Annotated in this window: 19 protein-coding genes; 5 read left to right on the plus strand and 14 right to left on the minus strand. The window is 69.1% G+C overall.

The window, feature by feature from the left end; genetic code table 11:
- Window positions 1-144: 144 nt before the first annotated feature.
- From LF262_RS13740 to pdhA, 5 genes are read right to left on the minus strand one after another with little or no spacing between them, the layout of a single operon-like run.
- A complete protein-coding gene (locus LF262_RS13740) occupies window positions 145-1,824 on the minus strand; it encodes a MinD/ParA family ATP-binding protein (protein ID WP_235780964.1) in 1,680 nt (559 codons plus the stop codon).
- 44 nt (window positions 1,825-1,868) lie between these two features.
- Window positions 1,869-2,681, minus strand: a complete 813-nt coding sequence (locus LF262_RS13745; protein WP_235780965.1) for an MBL fold metallo-hydrolase — start codon at window positions 2,679-2,681, stop codon at window positions 1,869-1,871.
- A gap of 55 nt (window positions 2,682-2,736) precedes the next feature.
- Window positions 2,737-4,125: a dihydrolipoamide acetyltransferase family protein gene (locus LF262_RS13750; RefSeq protein ID WP_235781007.1), complete on the minus strand. Its 1,389-nt coding sequence runs from the start codon at window positions 4,123-4,125 to the stop codon at window positions 2,737-2,739.
- Between the two features lie 49 nt (window positions 4,126-4,174).
- Window positions 4,175-5,236: an alpha-ketoacid dehydrogenase subunit beta gene (locus LF262_RS13755; protein WP_235780966.1), complete on the minus strand. Its 1,062-nt coding sequence runs from the start codon at window positions 5,234-5,236 to the stop codon at window positions 4,175-4,177.
- Window positions 5,233-6,402, minus strand: a complete 1,170-nt coding sequence (gene pdhA / locus LF262_RS13760; RefSeq protein WP_235780967.1) for a pyruvate dehydrogenase (acetyl-transferring) E1 component subunit alpha — start codon at window positions 6,400-6,402, stop codon at window positions 5,233-5,235. Before pdhA ends, LF262_RS13755 begins: the two co-directional genes overlap by 4 nt.
- A 146-nt stretch (window positions 6,403-6,548) precedes the next feature.
- Between pdhA and LF262_RS13765 the strand changes: the two genes are divergently transcribed.
- On the plus strand, window positions 6,549-7,034 hold the full coding sequence (locus LF262_RS13765; protein ID WP_235780968.1) for an Lrp/AsnC family transcriptional regulator: 486 nt from the start codon (window positions 6,549-6,551) through the stop codon (window positions 7,032-7,034).
- Window positions 7,035-7,057: 23 nt separating this feature from the next.
- On the opposite strand, the gene gad is transcribed toward LF262_RS13765, so the two are convergent.
- A complete protein-coding gene (gad, locus tag LF262_RS13770; RefSeq protein WP_235781008.1) occupies window positions 7,058-8,419 on the minus strand; it encodes a glutamate decarboxylase in 1,362 nt (453 codons plus the stop codon).
- A 213-nt stretch (window positions 8,420-8,632) separates the two neighbouring features.
- On the opposite strand from gad, the gene LF262_RS13775 reads away from it, so the two are divergent.
- The gene (locus LF262_RS13775) at window positions 8,633-9,391 is read left to right on the plus strand and encodes a hypothetical protein (protein ID WP_235780969.1); all 759 of its coding nucleotides are present in this window, start codon (window positions 8,633-8,635) and stop codon (window positions 9,389-9,391) included.
- A gap of 104 nt (window positions 9,392-9,495) precedes the next feature.
- Here LF262_RS13775 and LF262_RS13780 read toward each other — a convergent pair whose 3' ends face one another.
- Genes LF262_RS13780 through paaA form a run of 6 tightly spaced genes read right to left on the minus strand, consistent with a single transcriptional unit; the run spans window position 9,496 to window position 14,221 of the window.
- Window positions 9,496-10,278 (minus strand): enoyl-CoA hydratase/isomerase family protein, encoded by a 783-nt coding sequence (locus LF262_RS13780; RefSeq protein ID WP_235780970.1) that lies wholly within the window; start codon window positions 10,276-10,278, stop codon window positions 9,496-9,498.
- A gap of 7 nt (window positions 10,279-10,285) precedes the next feature.
- Window positions 10,286-11,533, minus strand: coding sequence for a 1,2-phenylacetyl-CoA epoxidase subunit PaaE (gene paaE / locus LF262_RS13785; protein WP_235780971.1), 1,248 nt, complete (start codon window positions 11,531-11,533; stop codon window positions 10,286-10,288).
- On the minus strand, window positions 11,534-12,022 hold the full coding sequence (gene paaD, locus LF262_RS13790; RefSeq protein ID WP_235780972.1) for a 1,2-phenylacetyl-CoA epoxidase subunit PaaD: 489 nt from the start codon (window positions 12,020-12,022) through the stop codon (window positions 11,534-11,536). It lies immediately after the preceding gene.
- 10 nt (window positions 12,023-12,032) lie between these two features.
- A complete protein-coding gene (gene paaC / locus LF262_RS13795; RefSeq protein ID WP_235780973.1) occupies window positions 12,033-12,908 on the minus strand; it encodes a 1,2-phenylacetyl-CoA epoxidase subunit PaaC in 876 nt (291 codons plus the stop codon).
- Window positions 12,905-13,198 (minus strand): 1,2-phenylacetyl-CoA epoxidase subunit PaaB, encoded by a 294-nt coding sequence (gene paaB / locus LF262_RS13800; RefSeq protein ID WP_235780974.1) that lies wholly within the window; start codon window positions 13,196-13,198, stop codon window positions 12,905-12,907. The genes paaC and paaB overlap by 4 nt, the downstream gene beginning before the upstream one ends.
- The gene (paaA, locus tag LF262_RS13805) at window positions 13,199-14,221 is read right to left on the minus strand and encodes a 1,2-phenylacetyl-CoA epoxidase subunit PaaA (protein WP_235780975.1); all 1,023 of its coding nucleotides are present in this window, start codon (window positions 14,219-14,221) and stop codon (window positions 13,199-13,201) included. It abuts the gene before it with no gap.
- A 124-nt stretch (window positions 14,222-14,345) separates the two neighbouring features.
- Between paaA and LF262_RS13810 the strand changes: the two genes are divergently transcribed.
- The 3 genes from LF262_RS13810 (at window position 14,346) to LF262_RS13820 (ending at window position 18,367) form a co-directional block, all read left to right on the plus strand.
- The gene (locus LF262_RS13810; protein ID WP_235780976.1) at window positions 14,346-14,942 is read left to right on the plus strand and encodes an arsenate reductase/protein-tyrosine-phosphatase family protein; all 597 of its coding nucleotides are present in this window, start codon (window positions 14,346-14,348) and stop codon (window positions 14,940-14,942) included.
- A 72-nt stretch (window positions 14,943-15,014) separates the two neighbouring features.
- Window positions 15,015-16,103 carry an LCP family protein gene (locus tag LF262_RS13815; protein ID WP_235780977.1) on the plus strand — a complete coding sequence of 363 codons (1,089 nt, stop codon included), beginning with the start codon at window positions 15,015-15,017 and terminating at the stop codon, window positions 16,101-16,103.
- A 32-nt stretch (window positions 16,104-16,135) separates the two neighbouring features.
- Entirely contained in the window at window positions 16,136-18,367 is a 2,232-nt protein-coding gene (locus LF262_RS13820; RefSeq protein WP_235780978.1) for a S9 family peptidase, read from the plus strand.
- Window positions 18,368-18,439: 72 nt separating this feature from the next.
- Here LF262_RS13820 and LF262_RS13825 read toward each other — a convergent pair whose 3' ends face one another.
- Window positions 18,440-19,951 (minus strand): amino acid permease, encoded by a 1,512-nt coding sequence (locus LF262_RS13825; RefSeq protein WP_235780979.1) that lies wholly within the window; start codon window positions 19,949-19,951, stop codon window positions 18,440-18,442.
- Window positions 19,952-20,085: 134 nt separating this feature from the next.
- On the minus strand, window positions 20,086-21,237 hold the full coding sequence (locus tag LF262_RS13830; RefSeq protein ID WP_235780980.1) for an acetate/propionate family kinase: 1,152 nt from the start codon (window positions 21,235-21,237) through the stop codon (window positions 20,086-20,088).
- Between the last annotated feature and the right edge of the window lie 6 nt (window positions 21,238-21,243).

The following is a 21,243-nucleotide window of genomic DNA, read 5'->3' on the forward strand; positions in this document are numbered from 1 at the left end:
GCCCGAGACTAAATGCTCTTGCAGGCGCCGGGTGGGAGCGAGTATCTTATTTCCAGTCTCTGGACAAACTATGGAGACTATGAGGGACACCGTGCGAGGGCTGCACGGCCGCTATTGGGGGGCGACCGTGCGGCCCTCCAGGTACTACCGCTGGTAGCCGGAGATGATCGCCGCCGCGATCTCCCGGTAGGCCTGCCTGGTGGCCGGGCGAAGGCGGTCCAGGGCAACCAGGTCACCGTCGGCCATCGAGCGGTCGTGGGGGACGGTGATGAGCGCACGGCACATTCCGGACAGGGTCGCCTCGATCGCGCCCTTGTCCACGCGCGCCGAGACGTCGTCCTTGTCCGTCACCACGACGATCGCGCTCTGCGCGAGCCGGTCATAGCCGTGCGCTGACAGCCAGCGCAGGGTGTCCCGCGCCCTCTTGGCGCCGCTGACCGCGTACCCTGCCACGACCACGATGTTGTCCGCGTCCTCGAGGATCCCTCGCATGGCCGGCCTGCTCACGCCCGTCCCGCAGTCCGTGAGGGTCACGGCGAAGTGCCGCGCCACAAGGGCGTGCACACGCCGGTAGTCCTCGGCGGTGAGCGAGTCGGAGAGCTCGGGGTCCTGCTCCCCGGCGAGCAGGTGCAGGCTGCCGGCCTGGTGGAGGTACTTCAGGAGGTCCGCCCGGGAGGTGACAGAGTCGAAGTCCCGCAGGAGTCCCGTGATCGAGTGCCTCCGCTCGGACTCGTAGGAGCCCTCTCCGAGGGCCCGCTCGACGAGGTCACCGGCATCTGGGTTCGCGTCGATCGCACAGGGCGGCTCGGGCCGCAGCTCCGCGAGCGTCAGGCCCACGCCGACCGTGGTGGAAGTCTTGCCGATGCCGCCCTTGAGCGAGAGGAAGGCCGTATTCCAATTCCCCTCAAGACGGCGGGCAATCCGCTTCTCGAGCAGCTCCTCCTGCCGCTGGTGCTCCGAGGCGCCGAGGTTCAGCGTGCCGCCCGTGATCCGGTAGAGGAACCCCCGGAAGCCGCCAGGCGGGGGCGGGAGCGTTGAGCGGATGAACCCTGCCGGCGCAGCGGAGGATGTCTCCTGGGCGGGAGCGGCCGGCTGCGCGGGCGGGCCCGAGGTCCCTCCGCCCACGACGGTGGCCGCCTCCTGCGGCCCCACGTGCCGGCTCGTGTGCGGCGTGGCAGTGGGAGCGGCGCTGCGGCGGGCGCTCTCGCGCGCCGGTGGAGGGGGGCTGGCGGGAGAATCGGGAGGCGCGGTGTCCGCCGACGGCGCGGCGGCGGCGTCGTGCGCGGTTGCGGCAGGGCGCCGAACGGGCTGCGGCGGAGCGACGGGTGGCGGGGCGGCAGGCCACGCAGCCGGGGCAGCGCCGGCCGTCCGCTTGTCGGGGGCGGGCGGCGGCGACGCAGGCGGGGTAGCATCGGCCACCGGCTTCTCACGGGCTGGCGCGGGGCCTGGCGCAGGGCCTGGCGCGGAAGGCGGGGCGCCCACCTGTTCGGGGGCCAGTTCCGGAGCGGGCTCAAGGGCGGGCCCGGCGTCCGGCTCGGCGATGGGCTCACCTGAAGGCGCGAGGGCCACCGCGGCGGCAGGGTCTGCGGCGGGCTCAACCTCGGCGGGAGCCGTCGCGGGAGCCGTCGCGCGGTGCGGCGCGGACTCTGCCGTGCCCGCGCCGCCCGGCCGAGCAGGCGCGTCAGTGGATTCCTCCGTGGCGGGCACGGCATCGGCGGGTCCGGTGGAGCGGCGCGCGGCTTCCTCCGCCTCGCGGAGGCGCCGAGCCTCGCGGCGTGTCATGGGAACGGGTGGCGGGGCCTGCTCCCCAGCTGGCGTCTCCATCGTGCTGCCCCTTCGCTCTTGCCTGCCGTGGTCCAGCGGCGGAGTCAGCTCAGGCTGCTGGCCTTGAGCCGCTGGATGAACAGCCGGGACTGCTCCGGGCCGTACGGGAGGATCGGGACGGCCTTGGTAGCGTCGTCGGGCGTCTCCCGCGTGGCCTGCCTGGCCGAACGAACCGCCGTCGCCATCGTATCCGCCATGGTGCGTACAAACGCATCGCTGCACAGGCCGCCATGGCCGGGCACCAGATGCTCGTAGCGGTTGCGGAGGGCTGAGATGTGCCGCAGCGTGTCCGCCCATTCTTCAGGGAACGAGTCTCCGAACTCGGGATAGGCGCCCTCCTCGACGAGGTCGCCAGAGAACAGGGTGGACGCGGTCCCGACGAGGACGTCGCCGTCCGTGTGTCCGCGCCCGAGGTAGAAGAGGGTCACGGACGCGCCGCCGAGGTCCACGAGCACGGGCTGGTCCCGCACCACCGCCGTCGGCACCACGATGCGCGCCCCCTCGCCCTCACCCGAGACCATCTCGGGCTCGGCCTCGGCCACCGCCATGCGATGCGCCTCGCCGTTCTCGGCGATTTCAGCGACGGCGTTCTCGTGTGCGTAGAACTCGGTCACGCCTGCCGCAGCGAACGCACCGTTGCCGAAGTAGTGGTCGTAGTGCGCATGGGTGTTTACGACGACGAGCGGCAGCTCGGTCTTCTCCCGCACCGCAGCGAGGATCTCGGCACCCTGGCGAGGGCCCTGTCCCGTGTCCACCACGAGCGCGCGCTCGTCGCCGACGACCAGCCCGATGTTGAGCCTCAGCGGCTCTGTTGCCAGGACGTAGGTGTTCGCTCCGAGATCCTGCCATTCAGCCACTGGTGTGCCGTCCTTCCGTGGGCGCTACGGGTTTCCCCCGATTCTGCCACGGCCCCTACAGGTCCGCGAGGACGCTGCCTGGCCGCTCGACAGCGTCTGCCACGAAGCGCAGGAACCCGCCGGCCGTGCCGCCGTCGCACACGCGGTGGTCGAACGTGAGGGTGAGCTGGACCACCTTGCGGACCGCCAGCTCGCCGTCCACGGCCCACGGCCTCTCGATGATCCGGCCGACGCCGAGGATGGCGGCTTCCGGGTGGTTGATGATCGCCGCGCTGCCGTCCACACCGAACACGCCGTAATTGTTGAGCGTGAACGTGCCGCCGAGGAGGTCCGCGGGGGAGGCCTTGCCGTCCCGCGCAAGGGCGGTGAGGCGGCGCAGCTCGGAATCGAGCTCGCGGGCGCTCATCATGTGCGCGCCGCGAATGGCGGGAACCACGAGGCCCCGGTCCGTCTGCGCCGCGAAGCCGAGATTGACGCCGTCGAACTGGACGATCTCCTGGCCGTCCCCCGGAGAGCCCTCGATGCGCGTGTTGAGCTCCGGATACTTGACCAGACCCGCGAGTACGAACCGGGCGATGAACGCGAGCAGGCTCGGACTGTTCTCCGGGTCGCGGTGCTTGAGGTCCTGGCGCAGGTCGACGAGCGCGGTCGCGTCGGCGTCGACCCAGACCGTCGCCTCGGGGATCTCCGTGCGGGAGCGGACCATCGCCTGCGCCACGGCCTTGCGGACGCCGGTGACGGGGGTGCGGGCGGCGATGCCGAGGCCGGTCCGGGCGTCCACCCCTCCCGCCGAAGTCACCCCCTGGGGCGCCGAAGTTACCCCGTCGGGGACCGAAGTCCCCCCGTCGGGGGCCGAAGTCACCCCAGCGGACTCGACGTCGCGGCGCATGATGAGCCCATCGGGGCCGGAGCCGACGACCGATCCGATCTGCACACCCAGATCTCGGGCCAATTTGCGCACGAGCGGCGAGACGACCCGCGCGGCCTGGGTGGGCGCCGTCGTGCGTTCCGGTTCGGTCATCGCGGCGGCGGACGACGGCGTGGCCCCCTTGCGTCGTCGGGTGCGCCCGCCTGCCGTCCCGCCCGGCGTGCCGTAGCCGATGAGGACGTTGCCCGAACCGGCTTCGCTCGCGGGTGCTTTTGCCCCTGCGCGCTCCTCGGTCCGGTAGTCCTCGGCACCAGTGGGGGTGACCTCGGGGCCCCGCGGGGTGACCTCGGCGGACGCGGTGGAGACGGTGATGAGCGGGGTGCCCACATCGATCGTGGCGCCCGCCTCACCGTGCAGCACGGCAACCGTCCCGGCAAAGGGAGTCGGCACCTCGACAATGGCCTTGGCCGTCTCGACCTCCGCGATCGGCTGGTCCACGGCCACGCTGTCCCCCACGGCGACGAGCCAGCGCACCAGCTCGGCCTCCGTGAGGCCCTCCCCGAGATCGGGGAGCATGAACGTCTTCTGGGCGGTATTCCCTTGTGAAGTCACGGCGGTCACCATGTCAGTCCTCCCACTGCAGATCGTCGAGGGCGTCGAGGATGCGGTCCACGCTCGGCAGGTAGTAGCGCTCGAGCTTGGGCGGCGGGAACGGGATGTCGAACCCGGTCACGCGGCGCACGGGGGCCGCGAGCGAGTGGAAGCAGCGCTCCTGAACCCGGGCCACGATCTCAGACGCCACCGAGGCGAAGCCCGAGGCCTCTGCGACCACGACGGCGCGGCCCGTCTTCCGCACGGAGGCGCACACCGTCTCGTCGTCGAAGGGGACGATTGTGCGCACGTCCACGACCTCGACCGAGCGTCCCTCGGAGGCGGCGGCCTCGGCGGCGGCGAGTGCAGTCGGGACCGTGGGGCCGTAGGCGATGAGCGTCGCGTCGGTTCCGGGGCGGGCCACCACCGCGGCGCCGTCCACGCTGAGCCGCCGCGCGCCGTCGTGCGCGAACTTGGCCCGCAGCGCCTCCAAGTCCAGAAGGTCCTTCGACCAGTAGAGCTTCTTGGGCTCCATGAACACCACGGGATCATCTGAGGCGATGGCCTCGCGCAGCATCCGATACGCGTCGGGGACGGTCGCCGGCGTGAAGACCTTGAGACCGGGAGTCTGGGCGTAGTACGCCTCGGACGAGTCGCAGTGGTGCTCCACGCCGCCGATCCCGCCCGCGTACGGCACGCGGATCACCAGCGGCAGCCGAACTCGGCCGCGCGTGCGGTTGTGCATCTTGGCGATGTGGCTCACGATCTGCTCGAACGCCGGGTACGCGAAAGCGTCGAACTGCATCTCGATCACCGGCCGGAGGCCGTTCATGGCCATGCCCAGGGCCATGCCCGCGATCCCGGACTCGGCCAACGGGGTGTCGAAGCAGCGGCTCGCGCCGAACTCCTTCTGCAGGCCGTCAGTGATGCGGAAGACGCCGCCGAGCGTGCCGACGTCCTCACCGAAGACCACCACGGATTCATCGGCGCGCATCGCGTCCGCCATCGCACTGGTCAGGGCCTTGGCGAAGGTGAGGGCCTCGGGGCCCTGGGTCTGGGCGGCGCGGGCGGCTGCGGCCTCGGCGACCGTGCTCATGCTCCCTGCTCCTCTCGGGAAACCTCGTCGGCCAGCTGCGTGGCCTGTTCGCGCAGCTGCGGGGTCGGTTCGGTGTAGACGAAGCGGAACAAATCCTGGGGATCCGTGCTGCTCTCCGTGCCGAGCCCCTCGCGGAGCTGGGCCGCCACCTCCTCGGCATCGGCGGCGAAGGCGGCCTCGGTCTCGTCGGTCAGCGCGCCCTCACCGCGCAGATACTCGCGCATGCGCTTGAGCGGGTCCTTGATGGCCCACGCTGCCACCTCGGCGTCCTCGCGGTAGCGGGTCGCGTCGTCGGCGTTGGTGTGGGCCTGCATCCGGTACGTGTAGGCCTCGACGAGGAGTGGGCCGGAGCCGGCGCGGGCGAGTCGCACGGCACGGTCGAGCACGGCGAGGAGGGCGACGGCGTCGTTCCCGTCCACGCGCTCCCCGGCCATGCCGTAGCCGATCGCCTTGTGGGCGAGCGATGGCGCGACCGTCTGATGCGCGAGCGGCACTGAGATCGCGTACTGGTTGTTCTGGACGAAGAACACGACCGGGAGGTTGAAGACGGCAGCGAAGTTGAGGGCCTCATGGAAGTCGCCCTCGCTCGTGGCGCCGTCTCCGCACATCGCGAGGACCACGGTGTCCTCGCCCCGCAGCTTGGCCGCATGGGCCACGCCGACGGCGTGCAGCAGCTGCGTGGTCAGGGGCGTGGACTGGATGCCGACCTTTTGCTCCTGGGGGTCGTAGCCGCCGTGCCAGTCGCCGCGGAACAGCGTCATGGTCTCGACCGGGTCAACCCCTCGGGTCATGACAGCCACTGAATCGCGGTAGGTGGGGAACATCCAGTCTCCGTCGGCGAGGCACATCGCGGCCGCAACCTGGCAGGCCTCCTGCCCGTGGCTCGACGGGTAGACGGCCATGCGGCCCTGGCGCACGAGTGCGGAGTTCTGGTCGTTGACGCGGCGGCCGATCACGAGGCGGCGGTAGCCCTCGAGAAGCTCGCTGGCCGCGGGGATCGGGTAGTCGTGGCCCGGGGCCGAGCCGCGCTCGTCCTCGGGGCGGAGCGATCCGTGCTCGTCGAGGATCTGGATCTGGGGCACGCGGCCGTGCACCGGGAGCATGTAGTCCTCGATGCTGATCCCGAAGCTGCGGATGGCCTCCTGTGCCTCGGCGGGAAGGGTCATGGCTCCTCCTTGGGCTGGACTTTCCTCAAGTATCCACTTCGATGGCTATTCGTATGCGAGAAATTGGATGATCATGGAAAAGTGGTGTCCGATCATTGCTTTTCAAAGACGCATTGTTGACATGACGTGCGTCACAGGAGGTTTCCATGGACGTTTCGCACGTCGGCCAGGATGGCCTCCGACGGTCCCCGGAGCCCAGGCCCCTCGATGATGTGGACCGCGCCATCCTCGCCCAGCTCACGGAGGACGCGCGCCGGTCGGTGACCACGATCGCGGAAAACGTCCACATCTCCCGCGCCCACGCCTACAACCGCATCGCGAAGCTCCAGGGGGACGGAGTCATCACGAAGTACACAGCACTGGTGGACCCCTCGCGGGCGGGGCTCCGGTCCAGCGCCTACGTGACGCTGAAGGTGCGACAGCAGACGTGGAAGGACCTGCGCGAGCGCCTGCGGGCCATTCCGGAGGTGCACCACATCGCCCTTGTGGGCGGTGACTTCGACGTCATCATCCTCGTCCGTGCCGTGGACAACACGGACCTGCGCCGCGTGGTCTTCGACCAGCTCCAGAGCATGCCCGGCGTCCTCGACACTCAGACATTCCTGGTGTTCGAGGACCTCGACACCCGCTGACCCCGCACGGGCGGCGGGGCGCGTCAGTGGTGGAAGGCGTTCCCGTGTCCCGGGTCAGGGAACGGGGCATCGGCGCCATCGAGATAGGCCACGGCGGTTCGAAGGTCCCCCAGGAAGCTCGTGGCGAGGTCGTGGGTGAACCCGTTGCGCACCACGACCCGCTGCACGGTCAGGTCGGCGAGGCCGTCCGGCATCGGGTACGCCGGGACGAGCCAGCCATTCATCCGCAGCCGGTCGGAGAGGTGGTGCAGGTTCCAGTGCCGAGTGTGGCCGGGGGCGAGGCTCCACGCGAAGACCGGGATGTCCGAACCGTCGTTCCAGAGCTCGAAGGCGTCCATGGCGCCGATTTCCCGGGCCAGGTACTCGGCCACGTCGCGGCACGAGGTGTGCACGGCCCGGTAGCCCTCGAACCCGAGCCGAAGGAACAGGTAGTACTGCAGGAGCACCTGGGCGCCCGGGCGGGAGAAGTTCAGGGCGAACGTGGGCATGTCGCCGCCGAGGTAACTCACGTGGAACACGAGGTCCTCCGGCAGCGCCTGGGCGTCCCGCCACACGATCCACCCGAGCCCCGGGTACACCAGCCCGTACTTGTGGCCCGAGGTGTTGATCGATGCGACCCTCGGCAGGCGGAAGTCCCATTCGAGCTCGGGGACGAGGAACGGCGCCACCATCGCCCCGGAGGCCCCGTCCACGTGGATCGGGACGTCGAGGCCGGTGGCAGCCTGGATCGCGTCGAGCGCCCGCGAGATCTCCACGACCGGCTCGTACATGCCGGTGTACGTGACGCCCATGATGGCCACGACCCCGATGGTGTTCTCGTCCACATACTGCTCGAGCCCGTGGCCGTCGAGCACGGGGTGCTCGCGCGAGATGGGCACGTACCGCGGCTCAACGTCCCAGTAGTTGCAGAACTTCTCCCAGCACACCTGCACGGCCGAGCTCATGACGAGGTTGGGCCGGTCCGCAGGCTTCCCGGCCGCGCGGCGAGCGTGCTGCCAGCGCCGCTTGAGGGCGAGCCCCGCGAGCATGCATGCCTCCGAGGACCCGATGGTGGAGGTCCCGATCGCGTGAGCCGGATCCGGCGCGTTCCAGAGGTCGGCGAGCATCCGCCAGCAGCGGTTCTCGATCTCGGCCGTCTTGGGGTACTCGTCCCTGTCGATCATGTTCTTGTCGACGGTCTCGGCGTAGAGCCGAGCAGCCTCGGGCTCCATCCATGTGCCGACGAACGTGGCAAGGTTCAGGCGCGCGTTGCCGTCCAGCATCGCGTCGTCGTGGACCACCTGGTATGCCGTGCCGGGCAGGCTCTCTCCCTCCGGGAGCGCGAAGCGGGGGAACTCCGTTGCTTCCCCGGGCCGGCTGAAGAGGGGGTTGAGCTCCACAGTCATGGCGGCGTCTCCACCCCTGACGGGCCTGCGCGTGCTCGAGGTCGGATGGAGCGAGGAGCGGGAGGCGGGCATGGTGGCACTCCTGTCAATCACGCAGGGGTCCGCAGATTCGCCCGGGCCGGGCGGGACAGGCCCAACGGTACCGTCAGCGGCAGGGGAGGTCGAGGACCACGGTGGCGTGGGATGGTTGGAGGGAGCAGTCCGGGAGGGACGATGGCGCGCGACGACGGTGAAGGAACCGCGGCCTCGGCGCGCCCTCCGTGGGTCATACTCCTTGTCGCCACATGCGTGGCGGTGGGCGTGGGCCTCGTGGTGGCCGTCGCGGCCCTGTTCACGGGTCCGTCCCAGCAAGCACCCGCGCCAGTGGCGCCGTCGAGCGCGGGGGGTCACGGTGCGCCGTCGTCCGCCCAAGGAGGGGCCTACCGCCTCAGCGACCCGCTCCCGTTCTCGGCCACGCCGGTATGGCACGCCGCGCCCAGCGCCGAGTACCGGCTCACCGCGGCGCCGGACGAGCTGCGCTACGTCTCCGACTCCGGCTGCCGGCTCTCCTTCCGCGCAGGGCCGCTGCACCCGAGCGCCCGCGCCTCGCCGTCACGCACGACGCCGGTCCCCTCCGTCGCGTCCACCTCGTCGGCGAGCGCTTCGCCGGACCCAGAGACGGCGGCCACCCGCACCGCCCTCGCGGATGCCGTCGAGGCGGTGCGGGGTGAGTCATCGTCCGCGTCGGTCACGGACCAAGGGCTCGTGGTGGTGACCACGTTGGGTTCACCGGGCGGGGCGCTGGTGGACATGGCGGGGGCGGCGCTCCGGATCGGCCACGCGGACGGTTCGGTCACGTACGTGCGCCTGGCCGTGCGCGCCGTACCGTCGGCCCAGTCCTCCGTGATGATCGCGGCCGAGTGCCCCCAGCCCGAGCAGGCGGCCACGGCGATGAACCACGCAAGCGTGCACTCGTACCTCGCGGGCACCTAGCGGGACCGGCAAAGCATCGCCACGGGGACCCCCGCAGCAGAACGCCAGAGACCCCACAAGGCCGGGGTCTCTGGCGAGCAGCTGTGCGGGGCCTCTGGCGCCTTTCAGCGACCCGAGAAGGCCGGCTTGCGCTTCTCCTGGAAGGCCTTGAAGCCCTCGGCGTAGTCCTCGGACTCGCACAGGGCCGCCTGCGCCTTGTTCTCGGACTCCATGGATTCCCACAGGCCGAGGCGGCGGTCGCGAATCTGCGCGACGAGTTCCTTCGACGCCACGAACGCGCCCGTCGCACCGTCAGCGACGCGGCCGACGACCTCCCGCGTCCGCGGCAGGAGCTCCTCGGCCGGGAACGCCCGGGAGAACATTCCCGCACGGACCGCGTCGGCGCCGCTCATCAGCTCGGCGGTGTAGATGAGGTCCAGCGCGCGGTGCATGCCGAGGCGCTCCGTGAAGTACCAGTGGCCGCCCGAGTCCAGGGTGGCACCGAGGTTGGCGAACGGCGAGCCGATCTTCGCGTTCTCGGCCACGTACACGACGTCGGTCGCGAGCAGGAGCCCGAGGCCCACGCCGAGCGTCGCGCCCTGTGCTGCGGCGAAGGTGGGCGCGGGGAACGCGGCCATCTTCTGCATGAGCGGAGTGACAAGGCCCCCGAGGTACCCGAGCACGTCGTCGTCGGCGGGCACCACGCCCGAGATGTCGCGGCCGGCGCAGAATGCCCTGCCCTCGCCGCGCAGGAGCAGCGCGCGGACCTCGCCGCGGGTGGCGGCGGCAGCAGCGTCGTCGTACGCGTCGGAGAGCTCGCCGAGCGCTGACTCGTCCAGGGCGTTGAGCTTCGACGGCGCGTCGAGGATGACCTCGGCGACTCCGTCTGCGGTCGAAAGGGTGATCATCGCGCTCCTACGCGTCGAAGTCGACGGAGACGCACTCCGACGTGGGCCTGGACTGGCACGTGAGGACGAAGCCGCGCTCCACCTCGTCGGGCTCGAGCGCATAGTTCTCGGCCATCTCGACCGTGCCCTCGACGAGCTTGGCACGGCACGTGCCGCACACGCCGCCAGCGCACGCGAACGGCACATCGGGGCGTACGCGCAGGGCGGCGTTGAGGATCGTCTCGTTGGCATTGACCGGGGATTTGACGGAACCGGAGAGCCCGTCGAGCTTGAACTCGATCTCGAAGTTCTTGCCCTCGGGGTCCTCGGCCACCGGACGGCCGATATTTCCCTCGAGGTTGCTCGGAGTGCCGGTCGTGAACAGCTCGTAGCGGACCTTCTCGGGCTCGACGCCACGGCCGGAGAGAGTGTCCCGGACGAGCTGGACGAGCTCGAACGGACCGCACAGGAACCACTCGTCGACGTCGTCGGCATGGATCACCGTGTTGAGCAGCGTGGTCAGCTTCTCGGCGTCGACCCGGCCGGAAAGCAGCGGCGAGATGCGCTGCTCTCGCGAGAGGACGTGGTGGAGGGCGAACCGCGAGGGGTAGCGGTCCTTGAGGTCCGCGAGCTCCTCGAGGAACATGACGTCCATCGCGGCCTTGTTCGCGTAGATGAGGTCGAACCGGACGTTCTCGTCCGCTGCCAGGACGGTGCGGGCGATCGCCATGATCGGCGTGATCCCCGAGCCGGCCGCGACGGCAACGAACGTGTGCTCGATATCCGTGTTGATGCTGCTCGGGTCGTTGAGGCCGGTCATCCTGTGCTTGGAGATGAAGGCACCGGCCGGGCTCATGACGTCGAGCGTCGCGCCGGGAGCGAGGCTCTCGTTGGCCCAGGTGGAGAAGATCCCGCCCAGATCGCGCTTGATCGCGACCTTGATCTCGCTCGAGCCGTCCTCGAAGCGGCGCGGCGCTGCGCAGATCGAGTAGGAGCGGCGGACCTCGCGGACCTCGTCGCCCTGGTTCGGGTCGGGCAGCTGGGCCCGCAGGGCCACGTACTGTCCTGGGATGTAGTCGTATTCCTCGGTGAGTTCGGCGGGGACGCCGAACGTGACCTCGATGGAGTCGTTGGTGAGCCTCCGGACGTCCGCGACCTCGAGCGGGTGGAAGGACGCACGACGCCGCGTGGTCTCCTCGGCGTCCTGCTCCAGAACGGTCGGATCGGCGGCGGATTCTGCGCCGGGCGCGTTTGCCGCGCTGAGCTGTTCAGTCATCTAGAGCACCTTGAAGTAGTCGAAAGGTTCGTGGCAGTCCTGGCACACGTAGAGCGCCTTGCAGGACGTGGAGCCGAAGCGGGACATCTCACGGGTGTTGAGCGAGTGGCACTGCGGGCACTTCACGGCAAGCCCCAACTTGATGGGACCGCCCATGTGGGCCTTCCCGGTAGGCGGCGCAATGCCGTACTCCTGGAGCTTGGCCTTACCCTGGTCCGTCATCCAATCCGTGGTCCAGGCCGGGGAGAGCACGAGGTCTACCTCGACCTTCTCGTGCCCCGCCTTGGAGAACACCGTCGCGAGGTCCGCGCGGATGGTGTCCATCGCGGGGCATCCCGAATAGGTCGGCGTGATGGTGAGCCGGACGGTTCCATCCGCCTCGATGTGCCCGTCCCGGAGGATCCCGAGGTCCGCGATGGACAGTACAGGGATCTCAGGGTCGGTGACGGTGGCCGCGAGCGCGCGGACCTCGTCGTCGGTGGTGATCATGGGACTCGCCTTACCACGTGGCGCCGGGGTGCTTGCGGGCGAGCACCTGCATCTCGGCGAGGATGTAGCCGAGGTGCTCGGTGTGCTCGCCGCGCCGGCCGCCGCCGGGGGCGCGGGGAACGTCGGGAACGGTGAGAGTGGCCTCGTCGAGGACCTCGGCGATGTGCTTGTCGAAGGCCTCGCGCAGGACTGAGGGGCGCGCCCCCGCGTCGCCGACGGCGTCGATGAGCGGGTCGTCGTCGAACAGCTCGTCCACGTACGGCCACACGAGCTCGAGGGCGGCCTGCAGGCGGGCATGCGACTCCTCGGTGCCGTCCCCGAGGCGCACAGTCCACTGGAACGCGTGGTCGCGGTGGTAATCGACCTCCTTGAGGGCCTTGGCGGCGATCGCGGCAATCGTCGCGTCGCTGGACTCCAGCAGTTCCGTGTAGAGCAGGTACTGGAAGACGGACATGACGAGCTGGCGGGCGATCGTGACGCCGAAGTCGCCGTTCGGCTGCTCGACCATCCAGGCGCAGCGGAACTCCTCTTCCTCACGCAAGTAGGCGAGGTCGTCCTCGGTCTTGTCCCAGGCGTGGCCGGCGTAGCTCAGGAACGAGCGGGCGTGCCCGAGCGTATCGAGGGCGATGTTGCCGAGCGCGATGTCCTCCTCGAGTTCGGGGGCTCGGGAGATCCAGTGGCTGAGCCGCTGGGAGAGGATGAGCGCGTCGTCGCCCAATCGCAGGGCATACTGCGCGACGTCCTCGCTCGGCTTCTCGGGTGCGATCGCGATGTCCTCCGGGCGCAGCGCGTTGCCGGGGGTGACGCGCGTGGCCGACGCCGCAGCGTCGCCGAACGAGTCGAGGCTGTGGTCTTGGGCGGGGTGGGCAGGCGAAGAGGTGCTCACAGGTGCTTCACGCCCTCGCTCTTGGTGTAGTACGTGGCGTGGCGGTAGTCCTTGCCCTGCGGCGACTCGAAGTAGGCGCCCTTGGAGTCGGGGTCCGAGGAGGCGATCGCCTCCGAGGGCACCACCCAGATAGACACGCCCTCGTTGCGGCGCGTGTACAGGTCACGCGCGTTGCGCAGCGCCATCGCTGCGTCGGGCGCGTGGAGGGACCCGGCGTGCACGTGGGAGAGGCCGCGGCTGGACCGCACGAAGACCTCCCAGAGGGGCCAGACGTTGCTCTGCTCGCTCACTTATGCTGCTCCGATCTCTGCTGCGGCACGCTTGGCGGCCTGCTTCTCTGCGTAGGCGCGGGCCGCTTCGCGGACCCACGTGCCGTTCTCCTGTGCCTCGCGGCGGCGCGCCATGCGCTGGCCGTTGCACGGGCCCTTGCCGGAGATGACGTCCTTGAATTCCTGCCAGTCGAGCTCCTTGTGGATCCACCTGCCGGCGGCCTCGTCGTAGTGGAGCTCGGGATCGGGGAGGGTGAGGCCGAGGACCTTGACCTGCTCGGCGATCATGCCGACGAAGCGCTGGCGCAGCTCGTCGTTCGAGAAGCGCTTGATGTTCCAGGCCATGGACTGCTTGGAGTTGGGCGAATCGTCGTCCGGCGGGCCGAACATCATGAGGGCGGGGGCGTAGAAGCGGTTGACGGCGTCCTGGGCCATCTGCTTCTGCGCGGGTGTGCCGTTGGAGAGCTCGAGGAGGATCTCGAAGCCCTGGCGCTGATGGAAGGACTCTTCCTTGCAGATGCGCACCATCGAGCGGCCGTAGGGCCCGTAGCTCGCGCGGCACAGCGGCACCTGGTTGGCGATCGCAGCGCCGTCCACGAGCCAGCCGATCGCGCCCATGTCCGCCCAGGTGCGGGCCGGGTAGTTGAAGATCGACGAGTACTTGGCCTTACCGTCCAGGAGCTGCTGGTTCAGGACATCCCGGGGCGTCCCGAGGGTCTCGGCCGCGGAGTAGAGGTAGAGACCGTGGCCGGCCTCGTCCTGGACCTTCGCCATGAGGATTGCCTTGCGCTTGAGGCTCGGGGCACGCGTGATCCAGTTGGCCTCGGGCTGCATGCCGATGATCTCGGAGTGCGCATGCTGCGAGACCTGGCGTGTCAGGGTCTTGCGGTAGGCTGCAGGCATCCAGTCGCGGGGCTCGATGCGAGAGTCCTCGGCGATGACGCGATCAAAATAGGCCTGTCCCGCGATGTCCTCGGCGGACGGGGCTTCTTCGCCCTGTCCGGCCTCGGGCTGGGGCACGGACTGCAGGTTCGCAGCTGCCATGTCTCCTCCTCAAGAAATATTTACCGACCGTTCGTTCAGAATATGGGAGGTCACATTTGGCGTCAAGCGGTTCCGGGGCTCGGCACGTCCCGCGGTTTCCGCTGTGCAGGATACGGTTGGCGCTATGTCCCGATTTCGGATCGTGGTGGTGTGCACCGGCAATGTCTGCCGGTCCCCCCTTGCCGCTGCGCTGCTTCGCGACGCGCTCGAGGAGATCTCGCCGGGCTCGTTCTCGGTCGACAGTGCCGGCACCCATGCTCTCGTCGGCCAGCCAGCGCAGCCTGGGTCCGCCGAGATCGCGAGGGAACTCGGCACTTCCCTCGACAGGTTCAGCGCACAGCAGCTCACCGAAGCCATGGTCACGGGGGCGGATCTGATCCTCACCCTCTCCACCGAGCACAAGGGCCGCGTGCTTTCACTCGCGCCGGGCGCCCTCAAGCGAACCTTCACCCTCCGCGAGTTTGCCCGCGGCCTCGCAGACCTCGGAGCCGGCATTGTCGAGCCCGCGACAGGGCCATCTGACCACGTGGCCCAGGCGTGGCGGCATCTGGTGGCGCGCGTCTGGGAACGACAGGCGCAGAGCTTCAGACGTCGAGCCGAGGAGGACGATGTCACGGACCCCTACCGGCTCGGGCCCGACGCGTATGCGCGGATGCGGGAGGAGATGGTGCCGGCGCTGGAGGTCGTGTTCGGCAGCGCCGATCGCATGATGCGACGGTAGCCCGCGGGAATCGACGCTCAGCAGCGGCTGTTAGTATCCGGGGTGCCGCCGCTCTACAGTGAGGACGCCGCCGTGCCTGAATCCACGCACACTCCGAATGGCCCGGGCGGTCCCGGGGCTGAGGCCGAGATGCGCCGTGCCACACGGCCACGACACCGCGGAGGTCTCATCGCGCTTCTCGTCGCGCTGGGCATCGTGGTCGTGGCGGCCATCGTCGCGATCGTGTACCTGGCCAATATCGCCGGGACGTTCGACTCGAAGACCGAGAAGATCCCCCATGCCTTCCCGCAGGAGTCCACGCGCCCATCGGCCACCCCTGCGGCCGATGGCAGGACAGCTGTGAACATCCTCCTCGTCGGCACTGACAGCCGCGCGGCGACCATCGACCAGGCTGAGTCCGGCGCGGCTTCGGACCAGCGGTCCGACACGATCATGCTCGTGCACATCCCCGCGGACCGGAAGGGCGCCTACGTCGTCTCGATCATGCGGGACCTCTGGGTGCCGATCCCGGGCCACGGCACGGCGAAGGTCAATGCCGCCCTCGCCTACGGCGGCGTACCTCTGATGGTCCAGACGGCGGAGTCGCTCCTGCACCAGCGCATCGACCACGTCGCCTTCATGGACTTCGAGGGGTTCAAGGGCCTCACGGACGCAGTGGGTGGGGTACCCGTGGACGTCCCGCTTCCGTTCACGGCCCAGCAGACGGAAGGCAACCCCCACTTTGACAAGGGCCTGCAGACGCTGGACGGCTTCCGCGCGTTGGCCTTTGTGCGTGAGCGCTATTCGTTTAAGGACGGAGACTACCAACGCGTGCGGGACCAGCAGATCTACCTCAAGGCCCTCCTGAACAAGGTGATCAAGCCCGAGACGCTCGCCAATCCCGTCACAGTGAGCCAGATCGTCAGCCAGTTCTCTCCCTACCTGACCGTGGACTCGGGCTTCGACTCGAAGGCCGTGGCCGGGCTTGCGCTCGAGATGAAGGACGTGCGGCCCTCCAGCGTGGTCAGCTTCACGCTGCCGACTTCGGGGACGGGCTGGTCTCCGGATGGCCAGTCGATCGTGAACCTCGACCAGGGCGCCACCGACGCACTGGCCGATGCGATGGCCAAGGGCACCGTCCCGCAGTACGTGGCACAGCGGAACCTCCAGAACGGAAACTGAGAACTGTCGGAAGCGCCCGTTAGGGTGGGGCAATGACTCAAGCTCCTTCCGCTGATCCCGCGGTGCCGACTGCCCCGGTCGCGAAGAAGGTCCCGGCCGCGCGCACCCACCACTCCGATACTTTCGCGGACCCCTACGAGTGGCTGCGCAACAAGGATGACCAGGAGGTCGTCGCGCACCTGGAGGCCGAGAACGCCTACACGGAGGCTGTGACCGCCGACCAGCAGCCGCTCCGGGACGCAATCTTCGAGGAGATCAAGCGCCGCACTCAGGAGACGGACCTCTCCGTACCCGCCCGCAAGGACGGATGGTGGTACTACTCGCGCACCGTCGAGGGCCAGCAGTATCCGATCTACTGCCGGGTCAAGGCCGCCGACGCAGCCCGCAGCGAGGACGACGGCGCTGGGACCCTGAGCGGGTGGACGCCGCCCGCCGTCGTGCCCGGAATCCCAGTCGACGGCGAGGAGGTTCTCCTCGATGGCAACGCCGAGGCCGAGGGGCACCCGTTCTTCGCCCTCGGCGGCGCCGCAGTGACGCGCGACGGCAGCCTGTACGCCTATGCGGTGGACCATGCCGGCGACGAGACCTTCACGCTACGGATCAAGGACCTGCGCACGGGCGAGCACCTGCCCGAGGTCATCGAGAAGGTCTTCTACGGGCTCGAATTCGATCCCGATGGCTCGCGGCTCTTCTACATGGTGGCGGATGAGTCCTGGCGGCCGTACCAGGTGCGCGTCCACGTGCTCGGCACACCGGTGGACGCGGATGAGGTGCTCTACCAGGAAGACGACGTCGCACAGTGGACCGGCATCGACCTCTCCTCGGACCGGCGCTGGCTCCTGGTGGGGATCGGCAATTCCGAATACTCGGAGACCCGCATGCTCAGCCTCACGGCTCCACACGCGCGTCTGGAACTCGTACTGGGCCGGGATGAGAGGATCCTGCACTCCGCGGAGCCGTTCGAGTCCGCGGGCCGCACGCGCGTGCTGCTCATGCACAACGGACGTCCCAGCGGCCCCGAGGGCGCTGCACCGAACAACATGCTCTCGCTCGTGGATCCCGCCGAATTCGCGAAGCCGCTCGCAGAGCAGTCATGGAGCACACTCGTAGCCCACGACGACGCGGTCAAGATCGAGGGCGCCGACGTCAGCGCGACGCATCTGATCGTCTCGCTCCGCCGGGAGACCGTCCCCACCGTCTGGTTCGCACCCCTCACCGAGGCCGTCGCTGCCGCAGAAGCCGGGCATGCGCCGTCGTTCGTCGAACCGGAATTCGGCGAAACCCTCTATTCCGCGGGCGGCGGAACCACCGAGTACGAGGCCCCCATCGCCAGGCTGTCCTACACCTCCTACTTCACTCCCCCGCGCGTGTACGACTATGTGCTCGCCACCGGGGAACTGCTCCTGCGGAAGGAGACGCCGGTGCTCGGCGGCTACACCTCGGCGGACTACGTGGCCGAGCGCGCGTGGGCGACGGCCGACGACGGCACGAAGGTACCGCTGTCCGTGCTCCGGCGTGCCTCGGTGGAGCCGAACGGGACGAATCCGGCGCTCGTGTACGGTTACGGCTCGTACGAGGTGAGCATGGACCCGGGCTTCGCGACCGCGCGGCTGAGCCTGCTCGACCGGGGCATCGTGTTCGTGATCGCGCACATCCGCGGCGGTGGTGAGCTGGGCCGACGGTGGTACGAGGACGGCAAGAAGCTGCACAAGAAGAACACGTTCACCGACTTCGTGGCCGCCACGGACTGGCTTGCCGCATCCGGGTGGGCGGACCCGCAGCGAATCGCGTGCATGGGGGGTTCCGCGGGCGGGCTGCTCATCGGCGCCGTGCTGAACCTCGCGCCGGAGAAGTATGCGGCCGCCGTCGCGCAGGTGCCGTTCGTCGACGCGCTCACCACCATCCTCGATCCCGAGCTGCCGCTGTCCGCGCTCGAGTGGGAGGAGTGGGGCAACCCGATCGAGGACGCCGGCGTGTACGCGTACATGAAGTCGTACTCGCCGTACGAGAACGTCCACGCCGCGCCCTACCCAAAGATCGCTGCCGTCACCAGCTTCAATGACACCCGTGTGCTGTACGTTGAGCCGGCCAAGTGGGTGCAGACGCTCCGCGAGGCCACCACGTCCGGGGAACCGATTGTGCTCAAGACGGAGATGGACGCCGGGCACGGCGGGGCCTCCGGGCGGTACGAGGCGTGGAGGGACCGGGCGTGGGACTACGCGTTCATCGCGGACGCCCTCGGCGCGCGGGAGCTCCTCCCCTAGACAGAGCAGCAGCACGACCCGGCATCTGCCTCGACTGACCCTGCCTCGGTGACGGGGTGCGAGCGGGCGCCGTCAGAGCGTGGCCTTGGCGGACTCCGCTTCGGCCGCATCGAAGCCCTCGGGAGCCAGGGCGTCACCGTGCGCGCGATCGGCCTCGAGCGCCTGGGCCGCCTCGTGGCGCTTGACCAGGAGCCACCCGAGCCACAGCAGCACGGCCAGGACGGGCACGCACAGGATCGTGTAGAGGCCAATCGGGTACATCTCGCCGGTGGCCTTGTCGGTCATGGTGTCGAACGCGATGAGCACGGTGATGGCCGCGAGCGCGGCGAGCCCAAGCCAGCTCGTCCAGGGCGAGCCGGGCATCGGGAGCGAGGAGGCGCCGTCACCCCTCTTCTTCCGCAGCATGAGCTGGCACGCGAAGATCGAGCCCCATGTGAAGATCACGCCGATCGAGGCGGTGTTCAGCGCGAGGTCGAACGCGTGGGTGCCGCCGGCCCAGAGGTTCACGAGGATGCCCACGAAGTACACGGCGGCGATGGCGAGGATCGCCGCATAGGGAACGTGTCGCTTGGACATGCGTGTCAGCCAGTGCGGCGCGTGGCCGTTGGAGGCCATTGTGCGGAAGATGCGCCCAATCGAGTACAGACCCGTGTTGGACGAGCTGAGCGCGGCGGTGATGACCACGAGGTTCATAACGTCGCCGATCCAGCCGGCGCCGAGCTGGTCGAACACGGTCACGAACGGGCTCACGCCCGCCTTGTACTGGTTCGAGGGGAGGAGCATCGCGAGAAGCAGCACGGACCCGACGTAGAACACCACGATGCGCAGCACCACGGCGCGGATGGCGCGCGGGACCTCCCGCTGGGGGTCTTCCATCTCGCCCGCCGTGATGCCCACGAGCTCGATCGCGTTGTACGCGAAGATCACGGCGTTGAGCACGAGGATCATCACGAAGAAGCCGTGGGGGAACATGCCGCCGTCGCCCGCGAGGAGATTGGTTGGGGAGGCGTGGGTGGCGCCGACCTGGGTGTTCATGACGACCATCACCGTGCCAGCGACGAGGAAGAGGCTGATCGCCGTCACCTTGAGTACCGACGCCCAGAACTCGAACTCGCCGAACGCCCTGACGCTCAGGAGGTTCACGGCCACGAGCAGGGCCAGGGCGCACAGCGCCGAGACCTCGACGGGCACCTCCGGGAAGAAGTACTGGAAGTACAGGCCGATTGCGAGCAGCTCGGCAATGCCCGTCATGGCCCAGTTGACAAAGTACATCCACCCGGAGATGTACGCGCCCTTGGACCCGAACATCTCTCCCGCGTAGCTCACGAACGAGCCCGAGGTCTGCCGGTACATGATGAGCTCGCCGAGCGCCCGCATGAGCAGGTACGCGATGGCACCAGCGACCGCATAGGAGAAGACGAGAGCCGGACCGGTCGAGGCGAGGCGTCCGCCAGCACCCATGAAGAGGCCGACGCCGATCGCGCCTCCCATCGCAATCATCTGCACATGGCGGCGAGTGAGGGACTTCTGGTAGCCCTCGGCAGAAACGGCGGCGGGCGCGGAGGCGTGATGGTGTGCTGGCAAGAGATGACCTTTGGAATCGGCAGTCGCGGCGTCTGCGCCGGAACAACGGTCAAGTGTAGGCCCGAGCAAGTGCCTCAGATCTCGGTTGTGGCGCACGTCTCGTGTTGCGCGCATCTCCCTACCCGCCGAAGTCGTCAGGTGGGCCGGACGACGGCGGCCGTCGCCTCCGCGATGGCCCTCTCCTCGTCGGTGGGAACCACAAGGAGCGGGATGTCCGATTCCGGGGCGGAAATGACCCGGGGCTCCTTGGAGGGGACGGCGTTGAGGGCCCCGTCGAGCACCACACCGAGCGCGCCCAGGCGCTCAGCGACACGGGCGCGGAATGGCGCGGAGTTCTCCCCGATCCCAGCCGTGAACACCACCGCCTTGGCCCCGCCGACGGAGACGTGGTACCCGCCGATGTACTTCGCGAGCCGATAGGAAGCGACCTCAAGCGCCATGGCGGCCCGCCGGTCCCCCGCATCGGCCGCCTCGACCACGGCGCGCATGTCATTGGACCCGGCCAATGCCTTGAGACCGGACTGGCGGTTGAGCAGATCGTCGATCTCATCCGGGGAGTGCCCCTGACGGCCGAGGAACACGAGGATGGACGGGTCAACGTCCCCGGACCGGGTGCCCATGACGAGGCCCTCAAGCGGTGTGAACCCCATGGACGTGTCGATGCTCTTCCCGGCCTGCACCGCAGTGGCGGAGACGCCGTTGCCGAGGTGCAGCACCACGCCGTCGAACTCGTCGGGCTCAAGGCCCAGCAGCTCCGCCGCGCGCGTCGCGACGTACTGGTGCGAGGTCCCGTGGAAGCCATAGCGACGGATCCCGTGGTGGGTGTACAGCCAGTCCGGCACGGCGTACCGCCAAGCGCGCTCCGGGATGGTGCGGTGGTAGGCCGTGTCGAACACGGCGACCTGGGGCGTGTCCGGCCACTTCGCCGAAATGGCCCGCAGCCCCAGCACATTCGCGGGGTTGTGCAGGGGCGCGAGCGGGTTGAGCCTCTCGATCGCACGGATGATCTCGTTGTTCACGAGGACGGGTTCGGCGAAGCGTTCGCCGCCGTGGACCACACGATGGCCCACCGCGTCGATGGTGCGGTCGCCGAGGACGGCCGCGAGCTCCGCATCGACGTGGCCAAGCGCCTCGGCGTGGTCGGAGGGGCCGCCCTCGAAGCCGATGCGCTCAACGATGCCCTCGGCGAGCACCGCTCGGGAGGAGGCCTCGTCGTCGTGCGTGTCCACGTCCCGCAGCTGGTACTTGAGCGACGAGGATCCGGAGTTGATGACGAGAACGAGCATGCGTGG

Source organism: Sinomonas notoginsengisoli (assembly GCF_021554725.1).
GTDB classification, from domain to species: Bacteria; Actinomycetota; Actinomycetes; order Actinomycetales; family Micrococcaceae; genus Sinomonas; species Sinomonas notoginsengisoli.